The organism is Klebsiella sp. C283, assembly GCF_048822555.1.
GTDB classification, from domain to species: domain Bacteria; phylum Pseudomonadota; class Gammaproteobacteria; order Enterobacterales; family Enterobacteriaceae; genus Klebsiella; species Klebsiella quasipneumoniae.
Map to the genome: position 1 here is coordinate 121,596 of NZ_JBMEZS010000008.1, position 21,106 is coordinate 142,701.

Here is a 21,106-nt window from a genome sequence, read left to right on the forward strand (position 1 = left end):
GTTATGGAACTGACCCCCCGAGAAAAAGACAAGCTGTTGCTGTTTACCGCCGCGCTGGTGGCGGAACGCCGCCTGGCCCGCGGCCTGAAGCTCAACTATCCGGAGTCCGTGGCCCTGATCAGCGCCTTTATTATGGAAGGCGCCCGCGACGGCAAAAGCGTGGCCTCGCTGATGGAGGAAGGCCGTCACGTCCTGACCCGCGAGCAGGTGATGGAGGGCGTCCCGGAAATGATCCCGGATATCCAGGTCGAAGCCACCTTCCCGGACGGCTCGAAGCTGGTCACCGTTCACAACCCGATTATCTGAGGTAGCGCCATGATCCCCGGTGAATATCACGTTAAGCCCGGCCAGATAGCCCTCAACACCGGCCGGGCGACCTGTCGCGTGGTCGTTGAAAACCACGGCGATCGGCCGATTCAGGTCGGTTCGCACTACCATTTCGCCGAGGTCAACCCGGCGCTGAAGTTCAACCGTCAGCAGGCCACCGGCTATCGCCTGAATATCCCGGCCGGCACGGCGGTACGCTTTGAACCTGGCCAGAAACGCGAGGTTGAGCTGGTGGCCTTCGCCGGTCACCGCGCCGTTTTCGGCTTCCGCGGCGAGGTCATGGGCCCTCTGGAGGCAAACGATGAGTAATATTTCACGCCAGGCCTATGCCGACATGTTCGGCCCCACCATCGGCGACAAGGTGCGCCTGGCCGATACCGAGCTGTGGATAGAGGTGGAGGACGATTTGACCACCTACGGGGAAGAGGTCAAATTCGGCGGCGGCAAAGTGATCCGCGACGGGATGGGTCAGGGACAGATGCTGGCCGCCGACTGTGTCGACCTGGTGCTCACCAATGCGCTGATCGTCGATCACTGGGGGATCGTTAAGGCCGATATCGGCGTGAAGGACGGTCGGATCTTCGCCATCGGCAAAGCCGGCAACCCCGACATCCAGCCCAACGTCACCATCCCCATCGGCGCCGCGACGGAAGTCATTGCCGCCGAAGGAAAAATCGTCACCGCCGGCGGGATCGATACCCATATTCACTGGATCTGTCCGCAGCAGGCGGAAGAGGCGCTGGTCTCCGGCGTGACCACCATGGTCGGCGGCGGCACCGGCCCGGCGGCGGGTACCCATGCCACCACCTGCACCCCGGGGCCATGGTATATCTCACGCATGCTGCAGGCGGCCGACAGCCTGCCGGTCAATATCGGCCTGCTGGGCAAGGGCAACGTTTCTCAGCCGGACGCTCTGCGCGAGCAGGTGGCGGCGGGCGTTATTGGCCTGAAGATCCATGAGGACTGGGGCGCCACCCCGGCGGCGATCGACTGCGCGTTAACCGTCGCCGATGAGATGGATATTCAGGTCGCGCTGCACAGCGACACGCTCAATGAGTCCGGTTTTGTGGAAGATACCCTCGCCGCCATCGGCGGGCGCACCATTCACACCTTCCATACCGAAGGGGCCGGCGGCGGCCATGCGCCGGATATCATCACCGCCTGCGCCCACCCGAACATTTTGCCGTCCTCCACCAACCCAACGCTGCCCTACACCCTTAACACCATCGATGAACATCTCGATATGCTGATGGTCTGCCACCATCTGGACCCGGACATCGCCGAGGACGTGGCCTTTGCCGAGTCGCGCATTCGCCGGGAAACCATCGCTGCGGAAGACGTGCTGCACGACCTTGGCGCCTTCTCGCTCACCTCCTCGGATTCGCAGGCCATGGGCCGCGTCGGGGAAGTGGTTCTCCGCACCTGGCAGGTGGCGCACCGCATGAAGGTGCAGCGCGGAGCGCTGGCGGAGGAGACCGGGGATAACGACAACTTCCGCGTGAAGCGCTACATCGCCAAATACACCATCAACCCGGCACTGACCCACGGCATCGCACACGAAGTCGGCTCCATTGAGGTGGGTAAGCTGGCGGACCTTGTGGTCTGGTCGCCTGCCTTCTTCGGCGTGAAACCGGCCACCGTGATCAAAGGCGGCATGATCGCCATCGCGCCGATGGGCGATATCAATGCCTCAATTCCAACCCCGCAGCCGGTGCACTACCGCCCGATGTTTGGCGCGCTGGGCAGCGCCCGCCATCACTGCCGCCTCACCTTCCTGTCGCAGGCGGCGGCGGACAACGGCGTAGCCGAGCGGCTGAACCTGCGCAGCGCGATCGCCGTGGTGAAAGGCTGCCGTACGGTGCAGAAAGCCGACATGGTGCACAACAGCCTGCAGCCTAACATCACCGTCGACGCGCAGACTTATGAGGTGCGGGTGGATGGCGAACTCATCACCAGCGAGCCGGCAGAGGTTCTGCCGATGGCGCAACGTTATTTTCTGTTTTAAGGAGAGCGGATGCTTTATTTAACTCAACGTCTGGAGACCCCCGCCGCCGCGACCGCCAGCGTTACGCTGCCGATTGATGTTCGCGTCAAAAGCCGGGTAAAAGTCACCCTCAACGATGGCCGGGAAGCCGGCCTGCTGCTGCCCCGCGGGCTGCTGCTGCGCGGCGGCGATGTGCTCAGCAACGAAGACGGCACCGAATTTGTGCAGGTGATTGCCGCTGATGAAGGAGTGTCGGTGGTGCGCTGCGACGATCCGTTTATGCTGGCGAAGGCCTGCTACCACCTCGGCAATCGTCACGTACCGCTGCAGATCATGCCGGGCGAGCTGCGCTACCATCACGATCACGTGCTGGACGATATGCTGCGCCAGTTCGGCCTGACGGTGACCTTTGGCCAGCTGCCGTTCGAGCCGGAAGCCGGCGCTTACGCCAGCGAAAGCCACGGTCATCATCATGCTCATCATGACCACCACGCTCACAGCCACTAGCATGTCGACAGCGGAACAACGTCTGCGGCTGATGCAGCTGGCCAGCAGCAACCTGCCGGTAGGGGGTTACAGCTGGTCCCAGGGGCTGGAGTGGGCTGTGGAAGCCGGATGGGTGCCGGACGTCGCGGCCTTCGAGCGCTGGCAGCGACGGCAGATGACGGAAGGCTTTTTTACCGTCGACCTGCCGCTGTTCGCCCGCCTGTACCGCGCCTGCGAACAAGGCGATATCGCCGCGGCCCGGCGCTGGACGGCTTATCTGCTGGCCTGCCGGGAGACCCGTGAACTGCGGGAGGAAGAGCGCAACCGCGGCGCGGCGTTTGCCCGCCTGCTTGGCGACTGGCAGCCGGACTGTCCACCGCCGTGGCGCACGCTGTGCCAGCAAAGCCAGCTCGCCGGGATGGCCTGGCTCGGCGTGCGCTGGCGCATCGCGCTGCCCGAGATGGCCCTAAGCCTGGGCTACAGCTGGATTGAGAGCGCCGTGATGGCCGGCGTTAAGCTGGTGCCCTTCGGCCAGCAGGCCGCTCAACAGCTGATTTTACGTCTTTGCGACCACTACGCGGCGGCGATGCCCCGCGCGCTGGCCGCGCCGGACGGCGATATCGGATCGGCCACGCCGCTCGCCGCCATCGCCTCTGCCCGGCATGAAACTCAATACTCCCGATTATTCCGTTCCTAGGAGAAGCCATGAATTCTTATAAACACCCGCTGCGCGTCGGCGTTGGCGGCCCGGTCGGCTCCGGTAAAACCGCCCTGCTGGAAGCGCTGTGCAAAGCGATGCGCGATACCTGGCAGCTGGCGGTGGTCACCAATGACATCTACACCAAAGAAGATCAGCGCATCCTCACTGAAGCGGGCGCGCTGGCGCCTGAACGCATTGTCGGGGTGGAAACCGGCGGCTGCCCGCACACGGCGATCCGTGAAGATGCCTCGATGAACCTCGCCGCGGTGGAAGCGCTGAGTGAAAAGTTCGGTAACCTCGACCTTATCTTCGTGGAAAGCGGCGGCGATAACCTGAGCGCCACCTTCAGCCCGGAGCTGGCGGATCTGACCATCTATGTTATCGACGTGGCCGAAGGGGAGAAGATCCCGCGCAAAGGCGGGCCGGGGATCACCAAATCCGATTTTCTGGTGATCAATAAAACCGACCTTGCCCCCTATGTGGGCGCTTCACTGGAGGTGATGGCGAGCGATACCCAGCGTATGCGCGGCGATCGCCCATGGACCTTCACCAACCTGAAGCGTGGCGACGGCCTGAGCACCATTATTGCCTTCCTCGAAGACAAAGGCATGCTCGGCAAATAGGCCTTTTGCACCAGCCGGGCGCAAGCGCGTCCGGATGGTGCAGCTCCTGCCCTCTCTTCTGTCACTCTGCACCACCCTCCCCGCCACGCCTGCCCTGCAATATGGCATAAGGTTTGCTAATTCAAGTCATGCCTAACCATTAAGGAATGACTATGTCATCACTGGATCTCAACCCTGAATTACCCGCGACCGCGCGGACTTCCGGCTCCCGGGAAACCTTAGAAGATTACACCTTACGTTACGCCCCGCTGAGCTTCCGCCGCTGGGGACCGGGCGTCGTCGCGGTCACGGCGCTGGGCGGCATCGCCTATCTGGCGGACTTTTCCATCGGCGCCAGCATCGGTATGGCCTGGGGCACCAGCAACGCCATCTATTCGATCCTGGTGGCGGCGCTGGTGATCTTCCTCACCGGCATTCCGTTGGCGATCACCGCCGCGCGCTACAACATTGACCTTGACCTGATCACCCGCAGCGCCGGCTTCGGCTATTTCGGCTCGGTGATCACCAGCATTATTTTTGCCGGCTTCACCTTTATCTTCTTCGCCCTCGAAGGCTCGATCATGGCCCAGGGGCTGCTGGTGGGCCTCGGGATCCCGCTATGGATGGGGTATCTGATCGCCACCCTGATGGTGCTCCCGCTGGTGGTCTATGGCATGAAAGCCCTGACCCGCCTGCAGGTGTGGACCACTCCGCTGTGGCTGGTGCTGATGGTGGTGCCGGTGGTGTGGCTGATTGTCAAGGATCCGCAGCTGGTGGACGGCTTCCTGCATTTCGCCGGTAAAAACAGCGCGTCGACGGTGGATATCACCGCCATCATGCTCGGCGCCGGGGTATGCCTGTCGCTGATCATGCAGATTGGCGAGCAAATTGATTACCTGCGCTTTATGCCGCCTAAAACCGCTGAGAACCGTAAAGCCTGGTGGCTGGCGGTCTTTTCCGCCGGCCCGGGCTGGGTGGTGCTAGGCGCGATCAAACAGATTATCGGCGCCTTCCTCGGCTTCTATCTGTTGACCCGTTTCCCGGCGGTACACAATACCGAACCGGTGCAGCAGTTCGTCAGCGTCTTCGATAACCTGGTGCCCGGCTGGCTGGCTCTGACGCTGGCGGTGGTGCTGGTGGTGATCTCGCAGATCAAAATTAACGTCACCAATGCCTATTCCGGCTCGCTGGCGTGGACCAGCGCCTGGACCCGCACCACCAAACGCTATCCGGGGCGGATTATTTTTGTGGTGGTCAACCTGGCGATTGCCCTGGCGCTGATGGAAGGCGATATGTTCAGCGCCCTGTCGTGGATCCTCGGCTTTTACTCCAACTTTGCCATCGCCTGGGTCGTGGTGGTGGCGACCGACATCACCTTTAATAAAGGCTTGCTCAAGCTGGCGCCGGCGCAGCCGGAGTATCGTCGCGGCATGATCTACAACGTTAACCCGGTGGGCGTGGTCTCCTTTGGCCTGGCCGCCGGGCTGTCGATCTGCGCCTTCTTCGGTCTGCTGGGGGCGACGCTGGCGCCGTTCTCGCCGCTGATTGCGCTGGTCGTTGCCTTTGTCATGACCCCGCTGATGGGGCTCCTCACCCGCGGGCGCTACTATATTAAGCAGAGAGATGACGGGATCGCCGAACCGCGCTATGACGCGGCGGGGAACGCCTCGACCACCGTATATCAATGCGTTAGCTGTGAAGAAGAGTACGAGCGCCCGGACGTGATGCACTCGCATAAGCATCAGGGCGCCATCTGCTCGCTGTGTAAAAGTATGGAGTAGTCAGGAAGGCAGGCCGACGTAACGTCGGCCTGTGTCAGGACGCTTTAGGCGGCAGGCAGCTCGGCCAGCGGCCAGCGCGGGCGGACCGTCACGCCGAGCTCGGCTTTAGCGCCGGTTTGCAGACGCACCATGCCGGCGTAGGCGATCATCGCGCCGTTATCGGTACAGAACTCAGGGCGGGCGTAGAACACCTCGCCGCCGCGTTTTTGCATCATCTCCGCCAGCTTCGCCCGCAGGGTGCGGTTGGCGCTCACGCCTCCCGCCATCACCAGACGCTTAAAGCCGGTTTGCTCCAGCGCGCGGCGACATTTAATCATTAGCGTATCGACGACCGCATCCTCAAACGCGCGGGCGATGTCAGCGCGGGTTTGCTCATCGTCGCCATTGCTGCGAATAGTATTGGCGGCGAAGGTCTTCAGACCGGAGAAGCTGAAGTCCAGCCCCGGACGGTCGGTCATCGGACGCGGGAAGACGAAGCGGCCTTCAGTACCCTGGGACGCCATTTTCGACAGCATCGGCCCGCCGGGATAATCCAGCCCCAGCAGTTTCGCGGTTTTATCAAAGGCTTCGCCCGCCGCATCGTCAATCGACTCGCCCAGCAGCTCGTACTGGCCGATGCCGGTGACGCTGATCAGCTGAGTATGACCGCCGGAGACCAGCAGCGCGACGAACGGGAACGCTGGCGGGTTATCTTCCAGCATCGGCGCCAGCAGGTGCCCTTCCATATGGTGTACCGGAATCGCCGGCACGTTCCAGGCGAAGGCCAGCGACCGGCCCACGGTGGCGCCGACCAGCAGCGCCCCCACCAGGCCAGGACCCGCCGTATAGGCGACGGCATCGATATCTTTCGCCGTCAGACCGGCCTCTTTCAGCGCCGCCTGGATAAGCGGCACCGTTTTGCGCACGTGGTCGCGCGATGCCAGCTCCGGCACCACGCCGCCGTAGTCCGCATGCAGTTTCACCTGACTATACAGTTGGTTGGCTAACAGACCTTGCTGGTCGTCATAAATCGCGATGCCGGTTTCATCGCAGGATGTTTCAATGCCCAGTACACGCATGAGTTGTTTTACCTCGCTTCAATACCGCGCAGTGTAGGTCCAATGACCGGCGATGTAAAACTTTGCTCACCCCTGGTGCTCTCTTCGTGTATACTCCTCACCCTTATAAAAGTCCCTTTCAAAAAAGGCGCCGGTGCTTTACAAAGCAGCAGTAGTTGCAGTAAAATTCCGCACCATTTTGAAATAAGCTGGCATTGCGGCCAGCGGCAAACCGAATTAATCAAAGGTGAGAGGCACATGCCGGTAATTAAAGTACGTGAAAACGAGCCGTTCGACGTAGCTCTGCGTCGCTTCAAGCGTTCCTGCGAAAAAGCAGGTGTTCTGGCGGAAGTTCGTCGTCGTGAGTTCTATGAAAAACCGACTACCGAACGTAAGCGCGCTAAAGCTTCTGCAGTGAAACGTCACGCGAAGAAACTGGCTCGCGAAAACGCACGCCGTACTCGTCTGTACTAATCTGTTGAGAGCGACGCTCTCAATTCAGACCGAGTTGTAGTTGTAAGGCCGTGCTTCCGAAAGGAATGCGCGGCTTATTTTCGTTTATAGTCATCAGAAATAACGGGGCTTATGGCTGGACGAATTCCACGTGTATTTATTAGCGATCTGCTTGCCAGAACCGACATCGTCGATCTGATCGATGCGCGGGTAAAGCTGAAAAAGCAGGGCAAAAATTTTCACGCGTGCTGTCCGTTCCATAACGAAAAAACCCCCTCTTTCACCGTCAACGGTGAAAAACAGTTTTACCACTGCTTCGGCTGCGGGGCGCACGGCAATGCTATCGATTTCCTGATGAACTACGACAAGCTCGAGTTCGTGGAAACGGTCGAAGAGCTGGCCGCCATGCACAACCTCGAAGTGCCTTATGAAGCAGGCAACGGACCCAGCCAGATAGAGCGCCATCAACGGCAGAACCTCTACCAGTTACTGGATGGTCTGAATACGTTTTATCAACAGTCTCTGATGCAGCCCGCCGCCGACCCTGCGCGCCAGTACCTGGCAAAACGGGGGTTAAGCAGCGAGGTGATTACGCGCTTTGCCATCGGCTATGCTCCCCCAGGTTGGGATAACGTTTTAAAACGTTTTGGCGGCAATCAGGAAAACCGCCAGTCGCTTATTGATGCCGGCATGCTGGTTACCAACGATCAGGGACGCAGTTACGACCGCTTCCGCGAACGGGTAATGTTTCCCATCCGCGATAAGCGAGGTCGGGTGATTGGGTTTGGCGGACGGGTGCTGGGCGATGCCCTGCCGAAGTATCTCAACTCCCCGGAAACCGACATATTCCATAAAGGCCGTCAGCTGTATGGCCTGTATGAAGCGCAGCAGGACAACCCCGAACCACCGCGGTTGCTGGTTGTCGAAGGCTATATGGACGTCGTGGCGCTGGCGCAGTACGACATCAACTATGCTGTCGCCTCGCTGGGTACCTCGACCACAGCCGACCATATCCAGCTGCTGTTCCGGGTGACCAATAACGTCATCTGCTGCTACGACGGCGACCGGGCCGGCCGCGATGCCGCCTGGCGCGCGCTGGAGACGGCGCTGCCGTACATGACCGATGGTCGCCAGCTGCGCTTTATGTTTCTGCCTGACGGCGAAGACCCGGATACGCTGGTGCGTAAAGAGGGCAAAGCGGCGTTCGAGGCGCGGATGGAGCAGGCTCAGCCGCTCTCCACGTTCTTGTTTAACAGCCTGCTGCCGCAGGTCGACCTCAGCACGCCGGACGGGCGCGCGCAGCTGAGCACGCTGGCGCTGCCGCTGATAACCCAGGTGCCGGGCGAAACCCTGCGCATCTATTTGCGTCAGGAGCTGGGCAACAAGCTGGGCATTTTAGATGACGCCCAGCTTGAACGTTTAATGCCAAAACAGGCGGAAAATGGCGCGCCGCGCCCCGCACCACAGCTAAAACGCACGACCATGCGTATACTGATAGGACTGCTGGTGCAAAACCCGGATTTGGCGCCGTTAGTCCCACCGCTGGAGGGGCTGGACTCGCGCAAAATGCCGGGGCTGAGCCTGTTCGGCGAGCTGGTGAAAAGCTGTCTGGCGCAGCCTGGTCTGACAACCGGGCAACTTTTAGAGCAATATCGCGGCACAAAAGAGGCCGCAACCCTTGAAAAACTGTCGATGTGGGACGATATAGCAGATAAAGATATCGCTGAACAAACCTTCACCGACTCGCTCAACCATATGTTTGATTCACTGCTGGAACTGCGACAGGAAGAGTTGATAGCTCGCGATCGCACACACGGTTTAAGCAGTGAGGAACGCCGGGAGCTCTGGACCATCAGCCAGGAGCTGGCGAAAAAATAAATGACAGACTAAGTCATTCACGTTGCATTGATGCAGCAGCAGAACGCAGAGCAACGTGAAGGACACCGTATTTAACGGCTTAAGTGCCGAGTATCGATCGGGAAGCCCCCGACAGCCGCGCAGAGGCGCAGCGGCAATAATATAAGTACGCCCTCGCTTTAAATGTCGACAGCCCGCCTGCCGACACCAATCAAACGAATTAAGTGTGGATACCGTCTTATGGAGCAAAACCCGCAGTCACAGCTGAAGCTTCTTGTCCAACGTGGTAAGGAGCAAGGCTATCTGACCTATGCCGAGGTCAATGACCATCTGCCGGAAGATATCGTCGATTCCGATCAGATCGAAGACATCATCCAAATGATCAACGACATGGGCATTCAGGTGATGGAAGAAGCACCGGATGCCGATGATCTGATGCTTGCCGAAAACACCGCGGATGAAGATGCTGCCGAAGCCGCCGCGCAGGTGCTCTCCAGCGTGGAATCCGAAATCGGGCGCACGACCGACCCGGTGCGCATGTACATGCGTGAAATGGGTACCGTAGAGCTGCTGACCCGTGAAGGCGAAATCGACATCGCCAAACGCATCGAAGACGGCATCAACCAGGTGCAGTGCTCCGTTGCCGAATATCCGGAAGCGATCACCTACCTGCTTGAGCAGTACGACCGCGTTGAAGCGGAAGAAGCCCGTCTGTCCGATCTGATCACCGGTTTCGTCGATCCGAACGCCGAAGAAGATATGGCGCCGACCGCCACCCACGTTGGCTCCGAGCTGTCTCAGGAAGAGATGGATGACGACGAAGACGAAGACGAAGATGAAGACGCCGACGACAACAGCGATGACGACAACAGCATCGACCCTGAGCTGGCCCGTGAGAAGTTCGCCGAGCTGCGTACCCAGTACGAGCTGACGCGCGACACCATCAAAGCCAAAGGTCGTAGCCATGCCGCCGCCCAGGAAGAGATCCTGAAGCTGTCCGAAGTCTTCAAGCAGTTCCGCCTGGTGCCGAAGCAGTTCGATTACCTGGTCAACAGCATGCGCAGCATGATGGATCGCGTTCGTACTCAGGAACGTATCATCATGAAGCTGTGCGTTGAGCAGTGCAAAATGCCGAAGAAAAACTTCATCACTCTGTTCACCGGCAACGAAACCAGCGAAACCTGGTTCAACGCCGCGGTGGCGATGAACAAGCCGTGGTCCGAGAAGCTGCTGGAAGTGAAAGAAGACGTGCAGCGCGGCCTGCAGAAGCTGCAGCAGATCGAAGAAGAGACCGGCCTGACCATCGAGCAGGTGAAGGATATCAACCGTCGCATGTCCATCGGTGAAGCGAAAGCCCGCCGGGCGAAGAAAGAGATGGTGGAAGCGAACCTGCGTCTGGTTATCTCGATCGCCAAGAAATACACCAACCGCGGTCTGCAGTTCCTCGACCTGATTCAGGAAGGCAACATCGGTCTGATGAAAGCGGTTGATAAGTTCGAATACCGTCGCGGCTATAAGTTCTCAACCTACGCCACCTGGTGGATCCGTCAGGCCATCACCCGCTCTATCGCGGATCAGGCGCGCACCATCCGTATTCCGGTGCATATGATTGAGACCATCAACAAGCTCAACCGTATCTCCCGTCAGATGCTGCAGGAGATGGGCCGTGAACCGACCCCGGAAGAGCTGGCTGAGCGCATGCTGATGCCGGAAGACAAGATCCGTAAAGTGCTGAAGATCGCCAAAGAGCCTATCTCCATGGAAACGCCGATCGGCGACGATGAAGATTCGCATCTGGGGGATTTCATTGAGGATACCACCCTCGAGCTGCCGCTGGATTCCGCGACCACCGAGAGCCTGCGCGCGGCAACGCACGACGTGCTGGCCGGCCTCACCGCTCGTGAAGCGAAAGTCCTGCGTATGCGTTTCGGTATCGACATGAACACCGACCACACGCTGGAAGAAGTGGGTAAACAGTTCGACGTTACTCGCGAACGTATCCGTCAGATCGAAGCGAAGGCGCTGCGTAAACTGCGCCACCCGAGCCGTTCTGAAGTGCTGCGTAGCTTCCTCGACGATTAATCGTCGCCAGCCGGTTAAAAAGCTCCCTCCGGGGAGCTTTTTTTATGGCGTTTCGCTGGTCGCTCGGGGAAAGTCGCCCCTCTCCGCTACTGGCCGCGGGTCGCCAGGGCATCATCCAGTTCACGATAGGCTGCCACCAGCTTATCGAGCGTCGCCCGATTTAAGCCGCTGGGATTGGGCAGCACCCACACCTGGGTCGTGCCGATGGTCATGGCCTGTTTCCCCCACTTCGCGCCGCGCTGGTTAAAGGCCAGCTCGAAGGCCTGCTTGCCGAGCACCGCCAGCGCCTGCGGCTGATACTCCTCAATCTTCCTCACCAGCTCACGGCCGCCGCTGCGCAGCTCCTGCAGGGCGACCTCGCTGGCCTGTACCGTCGGACGCTCAACCAGCATGGTGATGCCGCAGCGCGTATCCAGCAGCTGCAGCTCCTCTTCCGGCCTGAGCTGTCGGTCGGTAAACCCGGCCTGATGGATGACCTTCCAGAAGCGATTGCCAGGATGGGCAAAATGAAAGCCGGTATGGGCGGAGGACTTCCCCGGGTTGATACCGCAAAAGACAACGCGCAGGCCCGGCGCAAGGATATCGCTAATCATGTTTTCTCCGGCTGTATGGCTAAAACATGATTATAAAGGATTGAAAATGCATTGTTTATAAAAACAGCAGCTGCGCGCTTTACGCTGGATTGCAACCGTCAGTTACTTTATAATCCCTCGCCACGGCCCCTTAGCTCAGTGGTTAGAGCAGGCGACTCATAATCGCTTGGTCGTTGGTTCAAACCCAACAGGGGCCACCAGACAAAACAAGGAGTTACGCTAAAAACGTAGCTCCTTTTGTTTTTTGGGGATATGCCGGGGATATTGCTGAGAGGTATCAATAGTGATTTATGGTTATTTAATGACCGTTTAAAACTCACAGCATTCGACAGCCTTTGAACAGCTTTTAGCTATCGTGCGCATGATTTCCATCTCTGATGGTTTTACGCCTGCATCCCCAATCAGGTTCATCCCACCGAAAACAGCATATCGGTCAATGCAAAACTGAATAGGTAGCCGCCACTTAGCTACATCTGAATCATCTAAAAGCCACATTTGCGGATATTCATATAAACCTAACACTCCCTTGTCCAAATCAACTTGTTCTACCAGCCATGCGTCTCCATCCCATCCAACAGCAAACAGCAAACAGCAAAATATCGAGCATAGCCCCCCCTCCTTATTCAATCCGCAGTGACGTTCTGCAGGCGCTAGTTAGGCTAAAGCAGGTGAATTTTCACACGTCGCTTCACATCGCTTCCAGTCCATCTGGTGATAATGGCCAGCCAAAATTTTTCATTATTAAATTCAATTCACTAGCCGTGAAAGCAGGTTCTAAGAGCCCCCCAAAAGATGTAAACAAAGAATAAAACCCAAAAAACATATACACACTTTTTGCAATGATATCTTACACTTGTTTTTGCGTAATCGCGCACACAGCATTCCAACTCAGTTCGATAAAAAATGAGGATTGTTTGTATGGCAAATGTAAGAATTAAGTGCATTACCTTGTCAGGAACCGTGAAATCTCACCAACATATTACTCATGTAGGTAGCGACCAGTTTCAACCAGCTGGTTCAAAATGGACTGTCGCTCAGGTTGTTCGTGCGATTGAAAATAAAGAACATACCTTCTATGTTCAGGATTCAGCAGGCAATGTTGCGTATGTAGGTGTTGTAGACCCGGGGAATGGCGGGGCTAAATACATTAGGACTTACGCCGATGGTAAGTGGAGTGACAATTTACTCTCCCTGCCAAGCTGCTAATCTTTACGGCTTTTAAACAACATTTTATAAGATAGAAAATTACCTGGGTGGTTTCGGCTTTAGCCACTGGAATGTCTCAGAGTTAATTCGGTGCTTTTGCTGTTTCCTGAACGACAGCGCTGCGGCCACACAGGTACTAAGCAGGCGAAATTAAGCCTGCATTTGCCGTAAGCAATTGATTTATGCGAGACCGTCACTTTGTCATCATGCTTTAGTGAATTCAACCTTATGTTACTGGTAAACTTTTCCAGTATATGGCACGTTTAAAACATTTCAGCGACTCAATGTTCAGGAGGCTATCGCCGAGGTGGTGGCTTGCGCCAGTGATATTCTGGGGATGTCATCCGCTGGCGATGTCGGTCTTTGGCGGCCAGAGCGGTCGCTACCTGCGTGCGAATATCTAATAAATCTTTTCCATTCAGGCTCAGTCCCTGTTTTTTGGCGAGGTTGATGAGCGTTACTTCTATATCATTATGATTTAACATGTGATTAATCTCTCAGAGGGAATTTTTTGTTATGGGTTTACGAAATATTTAATCCGGGATTTTGCATACTTTGATAAAGCCTATAATATGAGCAACGCCACTTCCCCCATCGCTTGAGATCTGTAACATGAAAATAAAAAGTATTATGGCTGTATCTCTCGTCCTCACTTCATACAACGCACTCGCTTTCGTATCACAACCTGTCGCTACAAACGAAGCGAGTTCAATGCAGGCTGAAACCCTCGCCGACAACATCACCAACAATTTTTACAGTCGACAACAGACCGGAACATCTCAGGCAGTCAATATCGGAACCTGTACTGCCAGCCCGGTAAGTGGCTGTAACTGTCCTTTCTGTACGATGCTTCGCAGTCATAAAGCTTAAAAAAACCAGCCCTAAAGGGCTGGAATAACAGGAGCCCGCTGGCACACTTTGCTTTAGTCGGTATCGTCGGCCAGGGCATACAGCAACGAAGGTATAACCCTCCGCATGGCTGTTTCTTCGGTTTCATCACTCATGAGAGTCAGGGTGTAATCCCGGCACTCGTAAATCACATCACAGGCTGACAGGCCGAACGCACCGCCCGCGATGATCTGCCCGATTTCATCATCTGGCGTTTCAACAATCGACAGCCGGTAGCCGCCGAACGTTACAGGCGGGTTATAGGGGCCTTCGCTTACAAACAGCTCTACGGCCTTTGCAGCAACCTGGGCTCGTTCGTCCGGATCCATCCCGGCCACCCTGGAGATGCCTGATGCTATGATGCGCTTAATCTCCGCGACGCTCATTTCCACCAGCATATTCCCCTGCACCTCACCAGCTGGAGCAGGCTTGGTTTTACCCCTGGCATTCTTCGTACGCGGGTCACTGGCGCTGCGGTATCGGGCCAGATAAGTATCACAGGCCTCCTGGTCAATCTTCCCGTCAACCCGCGCAGGAAATCCTTCATGGCTCTCCCAGTTATACAGCGCCTGCCGGCTCATTCCGGCATGTTTTGCGTACTGACTGACGCTCATTAATGACATAACTTTTTCTCCTGCCTCATTGTCGCCGGCTGGCCAGAGTGTCAACCCGCCAGCGGAAAACTGTCAATCAAACGTCAAGTGGTCAACCGCTTGACACATTTTTCTGTCAACTTGACACTTTTCGGGCTGAAAGTGTCAATCAAACTATCAATCAAAATTCTCACGAACTCCCCTGCATCACGCGCCGCTTCTGGACTTTAACAACCTGTCAACAAAAAGTGTCAAGTGTAAAGTGTCAATCAAATTGAAAACCTGTAGCTGCACAAACACTGCGGCGCGCAATGCCCGTGCCTTACAAAAGTCTCAGGAAGGACCCATTTTTGTAAGGCGACGGTGGAAGGCCGCATCAATAGTTCATGGGCGTAATGATTTTCCCATTGTTTTCAACGTTGTACGTTTTCCGCTCGCCTTTATCGTTAATCATCGTTATTTCCAGTCTCAATGGTTGTTCTGCAAGAGCGTCCGTAAGGGAGCGGGTTATATTCTCGGTAATTACGTTAACATTACTGTCTCCGTCCGCAGGAGACAGTATGGAAGAGGATCGTCCTCCACCTCCGGCGCCAGAAATGATATCCCGACGCTGCTGCGTCAACCTTTCGGGGTTTCTCTGTCCAGACCACTGATCATCCATAATGGCTGACTGTATCGCCTTTTTCAGTTGCTCTTCAGTGTAGGGCTGTGAGCCCTGTTCGTGCTGAATCATTGAGGCCATCAGCGTCTTAAGAACTTCCGGGTTATGAAGGTCAAGCCGTTGATCGGCTCCATACCTGGTTCTTGAGGTCACATCGTCAATATATGCACGCGTGTTGTTTTCAGAACTCGGAGCATACGTATGAATAATTCCACCGGGAGTATTATTTCCACGATCGCCATAAAGCATCAGTTGGCGAGCCATAGCCGACAGACCATCATCATCGCTGGCAAATGTGGAAAATTTGCCCCTCTTCCCGGTTGAGTTAGGTGCAGCTTTCAGGTTTCCAGGGTTATGATTTCGAAATCCCGGTGTGTTTTTACTGGCCGGGCTATAGGGGATCTGACCGCGTACAGGAGCGGGTCGGGTAATAGCGTTGACATCCCTCAGTAGTTGCCGGGATCGATCCTGGTTATAAAAATACTGGTGATATTTCTTCCTTGCTTCATCGGTCATAACGCCAGCAGTTAGCTGGTTTTTTTCATTCCCATTAAGTCTTTTCTGGAATTCAGGATCTGCCAGCGCTCTGCGCATCAGCTCTGAGTCGTCGCCTTTGTTTTGTCCGGCAAACCGCCCCATGGAAATGTTGTCGAAATTATTCGCCAGCATATCCGTAAAGCCATTCACCATATCGGTAAGGCCATTGGTATCAATAGAGGCATAAACCTTACGTTCAAGCTTTGATTTGAATCCGTCCCAGGAAGCGCTCGCTTCCTTAACTGCAACATCGAAGCTTGTAAGTTGCTGGTTAAGGGCGGGATCCACCGTCAATCCTACCTTATCCGCTTTTGCCAGAAGCCCGGCATACTTCGAGCCTTCGCGCAACAGTGTCAACATTTCAGGGGTTAACCCCATGGCATTAGCGAACGACTTCTGCTGGTCAGGACGAAGTTTAGGGAAAATCCTTGCGATGGATTCAAGCGTCTTTAGCGTATTAACCGAACCATCTTTGTTTTTCTCAATTTGTGCGCCTATCTGCGCCATAGCAGACATGACAACAGCATTACCCGCACTGTTCGCTTCGTTGAGTGATTTAAAGATTCCCTCAATGGAAGAAGCAGCGCTTTCGCTATCGGCCCCCACAAGCTGAAGGGCACCTGAAAGGCGGGAAAAATCCTGAACGCTCATCGCGGTATTTTTCGCATGGGTGTCCAGGTCATAAGCGCCCCGAGCTGCCTCTTTGTAACTCTCGGCAAGTTTACCCGTTGCGTAAGCCACGCCACCGACGGCCCCAACAACTCCACCTGCCAGCCCCATTCCGGCAATTTTAGACGACATCTCCCCCACTATTTTTAATGGGGGGATCATGTCTCCGATAAACTGAACGTTATCGCGAGCCGTGCTGGCCATGATGTCCAGTCTGGAGTTATACCCATTCAGCCCATCAAGCGTCTCCTGTCCACCCAACTGTAACCCTTTCCGGGTCTTCTCCAGTTGAGGTTCAAGATTGCGAACAGCCTCGTCGATATGTGCTATTGCTTCGCTGACATGATCACCGGCAACCAGTTCAAAATCGAATGAATTACTCATGCTTCCTCCACCAGCGAATTAACGCTATTGGTGATGTCATCAAACGTAATGGGCTCTACAAACTTCTCCAGCGCCGACAGGGCAGCATTAAAACCTGCACGATAGCCGTTTGTGTCACCGTTAATCATGCTGTGCTGGAATGCCGCCATGTTCTGGTCTTCGGCATCAAGGAACTCCCAGCCAGGATAAACTTTCTCCATAGCCCGACGGGTAAAACGACTGAGCTGGCGAGCGCTGCCTTTTAGTCTGGCAATGGCCTGCTGATGTGGGATCCCTTCCGCGATAAGATGAAATGCCTGTATCGGATTTTGTTTTGCCTCTTTGCTCACCGCTATCAGATGCGCATCAGAATGGGGGAATTCAGGGAGTTCCTCTTCTTCAACCGATTGCTGAAGCTGGTGCATACGCTGCATACGGCGCCCGGAAAAGCCATACGACTGCGCATCAGATTGCGGCTTGTTGAGGTGCTGAAAGTTCATAACGCTCATCTCCGCAGCTCTCAGAGAGGAACCTGTGATTTAAGGCGTTCGGCTTCGCCTGCTGGCCCTTCAATCTTGCCATTCACGCGACGGGTATCTCCCGGCAGGCTCACACCAGATGCCCGGATACGATCGTTACGGCGTGCAGCTGCCTGCGCGACCTCTTCCCGGTACTCTTCGTCAGCCTTACGGCGAGCATTCACATTCTGAGGTGACATAGGGTCATAGTCGTTTTGCATCTTAGATGCCTTGCTGGCTAATGCTTTAATCTCGTCTTCTGTCAGAGGCTCTTCCATCTTCTTCAGCGCCTTCAGAGCGCTACTCTGGGCAGCAGAGTAACCATTTGCATCACGGTTCTGCGTTGAAAACGTTAGCGCCGAGCGAGCTTTCTCTTCGTCATCCTGAAATTCCCAGGTCGGGTCGTTCTCTTCCATAAACTTTTGGGTAAACACAGAAAGCGCTATCGGCGACGATGCCAGCTGCAGCTTTATTTTCTTCGAAGAAAGCTCCGTTTCCTTCAACAAACGAACCGCCAGAACCGGGTTATTTTTTGCCTCCGGGGAAACCGCGACATTGTGGCCGCGACTGTGCTGCTTAGGTCTGGCGATCCTGGTGTCGTCACTGTCCAGTTTCAGTGGCACATTCCCGTTATCAGATTCACCCTTCGTTTTGTTTTTTCCTGAAAGATGCGAGAAATCGAACATAGATGGTTTTTCCTCAGAGAGTTGGGACTGTTTTTTCTTACCTTTCATACCGAACGCTGCTCGCGCCCATGAGGGTAGTTTCATTAGCGGCATTGGTTTCTCCTTTTTGGGCGGTAGCGTTACTTCTTGCCCGCCTCATGCCGGTGGATACCCTGCCGCAAAAGATGACGCGCCAGCTCCTGAATGCTTGGAGCTGCGCCAACGGCAGAACGTCGGCATTCATCATCCCGAAGGCGCTGTAAACCTTCGAGAATCGGCTGATCGACAAGAATCGGCTTTTTGCTGGTTACTGCCATTTCCTGACCTCCTGACACTGGTTAAACGTACAGACTTCTTCTGTATGGGGTTAACTTATGATCAATAAATTAAATCGTCAAGATAAAATATTTTAATCATAAAGATTAAGGACTCTCTGAGAGGTGCTGGGTGAGTTACCGAATGGAGGGGAAAGTTAAGTAGCCTTGAGGGGTGAGGAAGAGATGTGTGGAGATGAGGGCGAATTGGGTCCTTTTCCTTGCCAGATAAAGGCATTTTATGAGAGTTATTATTTTACGTGTAACACTCAAACTACTGAGTGGTTTCAGTATTAAAAATCAATACATGAAAACAACGCTAAGATAAACATACCCACCTGATAAATATCCTGAACTTAAGAAAAATATTCTGAGAGCAATTATAAATAAAGAAGGAATGCCACGCCCCTGAAAATAATAAACTCATAGAAGATAAATTATAGATTCCGAAAAAATCCTTTTCTAAATGCTGAGGCATCCTTAAAAAAATAAACATCTTTAATAATTGATTTGTAAGCAATATCTAAAGCCTCACTTGGAATCTCGACCTCACCAATATCACCTTGTGACTCTAAATAATCATCAAAAATGCACCCAACCTCATCAAAAAAATGATTAATCTTATTGCGACAGACCAGGAAAATAATCTCAACAAGATCTTTTCTATGCATTAAAATTTCTTCATGCAGACAATCACGCTGAAGTTTATTTGACCTTTCATATAAATCATCCACTTTACTGCCAAATTTACCAAGTAATAAATTAAGTGAAAGCATAGCCAATTCCATAAACTTTTCATTGTCATTGCTAGCCGTATCGTTCTGAAGATTATAAATTGCACATTCTGTACTTACATTTAAATAAACAGCCTCGAAAACCGCTCCCGCAAGCAATACTAACTGCCTATCAATTAAATAGTCAGTAACATTTTCCTGCTTACATAAACAATACAAAGCCGTCGAGCAATGACCGCTAGAAACCCATGTTGAGGCCCACTCAGATTTAACCTTGATATACAATGGATTAAAACCTACTTGTTTTGCTACAAACCAATGTCCTAATTCATGATAAAGCACCCGTAAATACTCATTTTTTCTTTCAATATCCATTTTAACACCTATCAACTTTAACAATAAAAACCAAGAAACTAGTAATAAAAATACATTTACCTTTCAAATTACTCCATCAGTACATCAAATTACCCCAAACTTGTGGAGATACAAAAAACCATCATTAAATGTCGGCATCTGCTCAAAAATCGCCATAAACGGTTGCTGGTGAATGTTGCTCAGGTGCCCGACGCAAGGCGTTAGTAACCAGCCTCCTGCTGCCCTGCCTTGCTGTTTCGTCTTACAGTTCTGGCGCAGATCTCTTTATTATCCATATATCAATTTCCTCTCCGTCTAATTCAACAAACTAGCCTATTTAGCAATACGAAAGCACTACTATTTAGTCTTTAATCTGTCTCTCAAATCAGCCGGCGCAATATAATGAGTAGTTCGCCCAAGAGTTATGGGCAAGAAAATACCCAAACTAACCAACTCTCTTAAGATTTTCCTTGCTGTATTTTCACTGACACCATAAATGTTTTGAACAGATTTGACCTTAAACATTCTCCCTGGCTCTTTTATACCTTTTTTTATCAAATCCTTTTGAGTAAAGCTTAAGGCATCTTTGTACTTTGAATACTCCAGTATTTTTACTATTTCATAAAACTCATCGGTTTTAACCTTCAAATATTCCTGAAGCTCATCAAAAGCCTCTAAAATAACCCTCAAATGAAAATCAATAAAGTATGTCAAATCACCGAAATCTTTTTGAACATACAGATATGACAGACCATAATCCCGAGCGTGTTCCTTTATAACTTTACTAATAGATATATATTCAAATATATCATATCCATTTTTCAACATAAACCAGTAGAAAATTGCTCTAGCGGTCCTCCCATTCCCGTCTCTAAATGCATGTTCATACCCCATCAGAAAGTGCAAAATAATAGCCTTAATTACCGGAGGAATGAACTTAGAGCCACTCTCACCATCATGACTATCATTTGCAAATCTGCAAATAGCTTCTAGCCGCTCCTCTAGGAGAGAGTGATCTGGAGGGTAAAATAATGGATTATCCTCATCACCAATATAAATATCATTACTGCATCTGAATTCTCCTGGTACATTATTATTCTCAGATACTCCTTTGGTAGCCACACGATGAAACTCAAGCATTAAGTCTCTTGTTAACGGTTCGTTTTTTCTCCTATCCGCTAGCCTCAAAAGCATATAATTATTGAGTATCATCCTTTCACCCTCAGTTACCGGAGACAGCTCCTCCTCCAGCATTTTTTTTGCATCTGCCCTTGTAGTCGCAGCCCCCTCTAATTGAGCACTGGTTATCGCCTCCTCCATCAATAATGAAGAAACAAGATAATTTTGTTTTATATTATTAGACGCCTGAGCACCAGCAACGGCAGCAATCCTTCCCGCCCCTAACTGCACAATTTTATGCAATTTTGGCTCCAGAGAGTCATGAATAATATAATGAAATCCATTGTTAGACTTATCCAGAAGACCTATATTTTTCTTCAAGTGATGTCTATTAAACTTGATGGCCAACCAGATATCATTTGCTTCCTTACTTGGTACCCTCCATTTTAGCTGGCTCCAGTGTAGATAGCGTCCACGTTCGTCAATCACACCATATTTACTGAGGTATGGTAAGATTGAGTCAATCTTTAGATCTGAAAAATTAAGCACAGGTGCTTGTTCTACTGGATGTTTTGCCATATTA

The 21,106-nt window shown here is 53.4% G+C and carries 20 protein-coding genes and 1 tRNA gene; 12 read left to right on the forward strand and 9 right to left on the reverse strand.

Annotation, left to right across the window (positions count from 1 at the left end; all coding sequences use genetic code 11):
* Positions 1–3 precede the first annotated feature (3 nt).
* From ACOI7Z_RS16955 to ACOI7Z_RS16985, 7 genes are all read left to right on the forward strand, one after another.
* Positions 4–306, forward strand: a complete 303-nt coding sequence (locus tag ACOI7Z_RS16955) for an urease subunit gamma (RefSeq protein ID WP_002916871.1) — start codon at positions 4–6, stop codon at positions 304–306.
* A 9-nt stretch (positions 307–315) separates the two neighbouring features.
* Entirely contained in the window at positions 316–636 is a 321-nt protein-coding gene (locus ACOI7Z_RS16960) for an urease subunit beta (RefSeq protein ID WP_023291040.1), read from the forward strand.
* Positions 629–2,332, forward strand: coding sequence for an urease subunit alpha (gene ureC / locus ACOI7Z_RS16965; RefSeq protein WP_023291041.1), 1,704 nt, complete (start codon positions 629–631; stop codon positions 2,330–2,332). Before ACOI7Z_RS16960 ends, ureC begins: the two co-directional genes overlap by 8 nt.
* Positions 2,333–2,341: 9 nt before the next feature.
* The gene (gene ureE / locus ACOI7Z_RS16970) at positions 2,342–2,818 is read left to right on the forward strand and encodes an urease accessory protein UreE (RefSeq protein WP_017899736.1); all 477 of its coding nucleotides are present in this window, start codon (positions 2,342–2,344) and stop codon (positions 2,816–2,818) included.
* Between the two features lies 1 nt (position 2,819).
* Positions 2,820–3,494 (forward strand): urease accessory protein UreF, encoded by a 675-nt coding sequence (locus tag ACOI7Z_RS16975; protein ID WP_032428994.1) that lies wholly within the window; start codon positions 2,820–2,822, stop codon positions 3,492–3,494.
* 8 nt (positions 3,495–3,502) lie between these two features.
* On the forward strand, positions 3,503–4,120 hold the full coding sequence (gene ureG / locus ACOI7Z_RS16980) for an urease accessory protein UreG (protein WP_023291043.1): 618 nt from the start codon (positions 3,503–3,505) through the stop codon (positions 4,118–4,120).
* A gap of 152 nt (positions 4,121–4,272) precedes the next feature.
* Positions 4,273–5,880, forward strand: a complete 1,608-nt coding sequence (locus ACOI7Z_RS16985; protein ID WP_087848570.1) for a purine-cytosine permease family protein — start codon at positions 4,273–4,275, stop codon at positions 5,878–5,880.
* 44 nt (positions 5,881–5,924) lie between these two features.
* On the opposite strand, the gene tsaD is transcribed toward ACOI7Z_RS16985, so the two are convergent.
* Positions 5,925–6,938, reverse strand: coding sequence for a tRNA (adenosine(37)-N6)-threonylcarbamoyltransferase complex transferase subunit TsaD (gene tsaD / locus ACOI7Z_RS16990; protein WP_002916879.1), 1,014 nt, complete (start codon positions 6,936–6,938; stop codon positions 5,925–5,927).
* Positions 6,939–7,175: 237 nt separating this feature from the next.
* Here tsaD and rpsU point away from each other — a divergent pair, with 237 nt between their 5' ends.
* From rpsU to rpoD, 3 genes are all read left to right on the forward strand, one after another.
* Complete coding sequence (gene rpsU / locus ACOI7Z_RS16995) at positions 7,176–7,391, forward strand: 30S ribosomal protein S21 (RefSeq protein WP_001144069.1); 216 nt, start codon at positions 7,176–7,178, stop codon at positions 7,389–7,391.
* A 111-nt stretch (positions 7,392–7,502) separates the two neighbouring features.
* Positions 7,503–9,248, forward strand: coding sequence for a DNA primase (dnaG, locus tag ACOI7Z_RS17000; RefSeq protein WP_017899733.1), 1,746 nt, complete (start codon positions 7,503–7,505; stop codon positions 9,246–9,248).
* Between the two features lie 219 nt (positions 9,249–9,467).
* Positions 9,468–11,309, forward strand: a complete 1,842-nt coding sequence (gene rpoD / locus ACOI7Z_RS17005) for an RNA polymerase sigma factor RpoD (protein ID WP_004174339.1) — start codon at positions 9,468–9,470, stop codon at positions 11,307–11,309.
* Between the two features lie 86 nt (positions 11,310–11,395).
* On the opposite strand, the gene mug is transcribed toward rpoD, so the two are convergent.
* Complete coding sequence (gene mug / locus ACOI7Z_RS17010; protein ID WP_002917636.1) at positions 11,396–11,902, reverse strand: G/U mismatch-specific DNA glycosylase; 507 nt, start codon at positions 11,900–11,902, stop codon at positions 11,396–11,398.
* Between the two features lie 124 nt (positions 11,903–12,026).
* Here mug and ACOI7Z_RS17015 point away from each other — a divergent pair.
* A tRNA-Ile gene (locus tag ACOI7Z_RS17015) sits at positions 12,027–12,102 on the forward strand.
* A gap of 718 nt (positions 12,103–12,820) precedes the next feature.
* On the forward strand, positions 12,821–13,108 hold the full coding sequence (locus ACOI7Z_RS17020) for a DUF3892 domain-containing protein (RefSeq protein WP_071891521.1): 288 nt from the start codon (positions 12,821–12,823) through the stop codon (positions 13,106–13,108).
* Between the two features lie 923 nt (positions 13,109–14,031).
* On the opposite strand, the gene ACOI7Z_RS17025 is transcribed toward ACOI7Z_RS17020, so the two are convergent.
* The 7 genes from ACOI7Z_RS17025 to ACOI7Z_RS17055 all read right to left on the reverse strand — a co-directional run bounded on the left by ACOI7Z_RS17025 (position 14,032) and on the right by ACOI7Z_RS17055 (position 21,102).
* Positions 14,032–14,619: a hypothetical protein gene (locus ACOI7Z_RS17025; protein WP_211775891.1), complete on the reverse strand. Its 588-nt coding sequence runs from the start codon at positions 14,617–14,619 to the stop codon at positions 14,032–14,034.
* A gap of 346 nt (positions 14,620–14,965) precedes the next feature.
* A complete protein-coding gene (locus ACOI7Z_RS17030; protein ID WP_048965091.1) occupies positions 14,966–16,840 on the reverse strand; it encodes a hypothetical protein in 1,875 nt (624 codons plus the stop codon).
* A complete protein-coding gene (locus ACOI7Z_RS17035; protein WP_048965090.1) occupies positions 16,837–17,319 on the reverse strand; it encodes a hypothetical protein in 483 nt (160 codons plus the stop codon). The genes ACOI7Z_RS17030 and ACOI7Z_RS17035 overlap by 4 nt, the downstream gene beginning before the upstream one ends.
* A 20-nt stretch (positions 17,320–17,339) precedes the next feature.
* Positions 17,340–18,071 carry a hypothetical protein gene (locus ACOI7Z_RS17040; RefSeq protein WP_244357491.1) on the reverse strand — a complete coding sequence of 244 codons (732 nt, stop codon included), beginning with the start codon at positions 18,069–18,071 and terminating at the stop codon, positions 17,340–17,342.
* Positions 18,072–18,142: 71 nt separating this feature from the next.
* Entirely contained in the window at positions 18,143–18,319 is a 177-nt protein-coding gene (locus ACOI7Z_RS17045) for a hypothetical protein (RefSeq protein WP_012540151.1), read from the reverse strand.
* A 434-nt stretch (positions 18,320–18,753) separates the two neighbouring features.
* On the reverse strand, positions 18,754–19,425 hold the full coding sequence (locus ACOI7Z_RS17050) for a hypothetical protein (RefSeq protein WP_142383825.1): 672 nt from the start codon (positions 19,423–19,425) through the stop codon (positions 18,754–18,756).
* Between the two features lie 336 nt (positions 19,426–19,761).
* The gene (locus ACOI7Z_RS17055) at positions 19,762–21,102 is read right to left on the reverse strand and encodes a Fic family protein (protein ID WP_064157981.1); all 1,341 of its coding nucleotides are present in this window, start codon (positions 21,100–21,102) and stop codon (positions 19,762–19,764) included.
* Positions 21,103–21,106 lie beyond the last annotated feature (4 nt).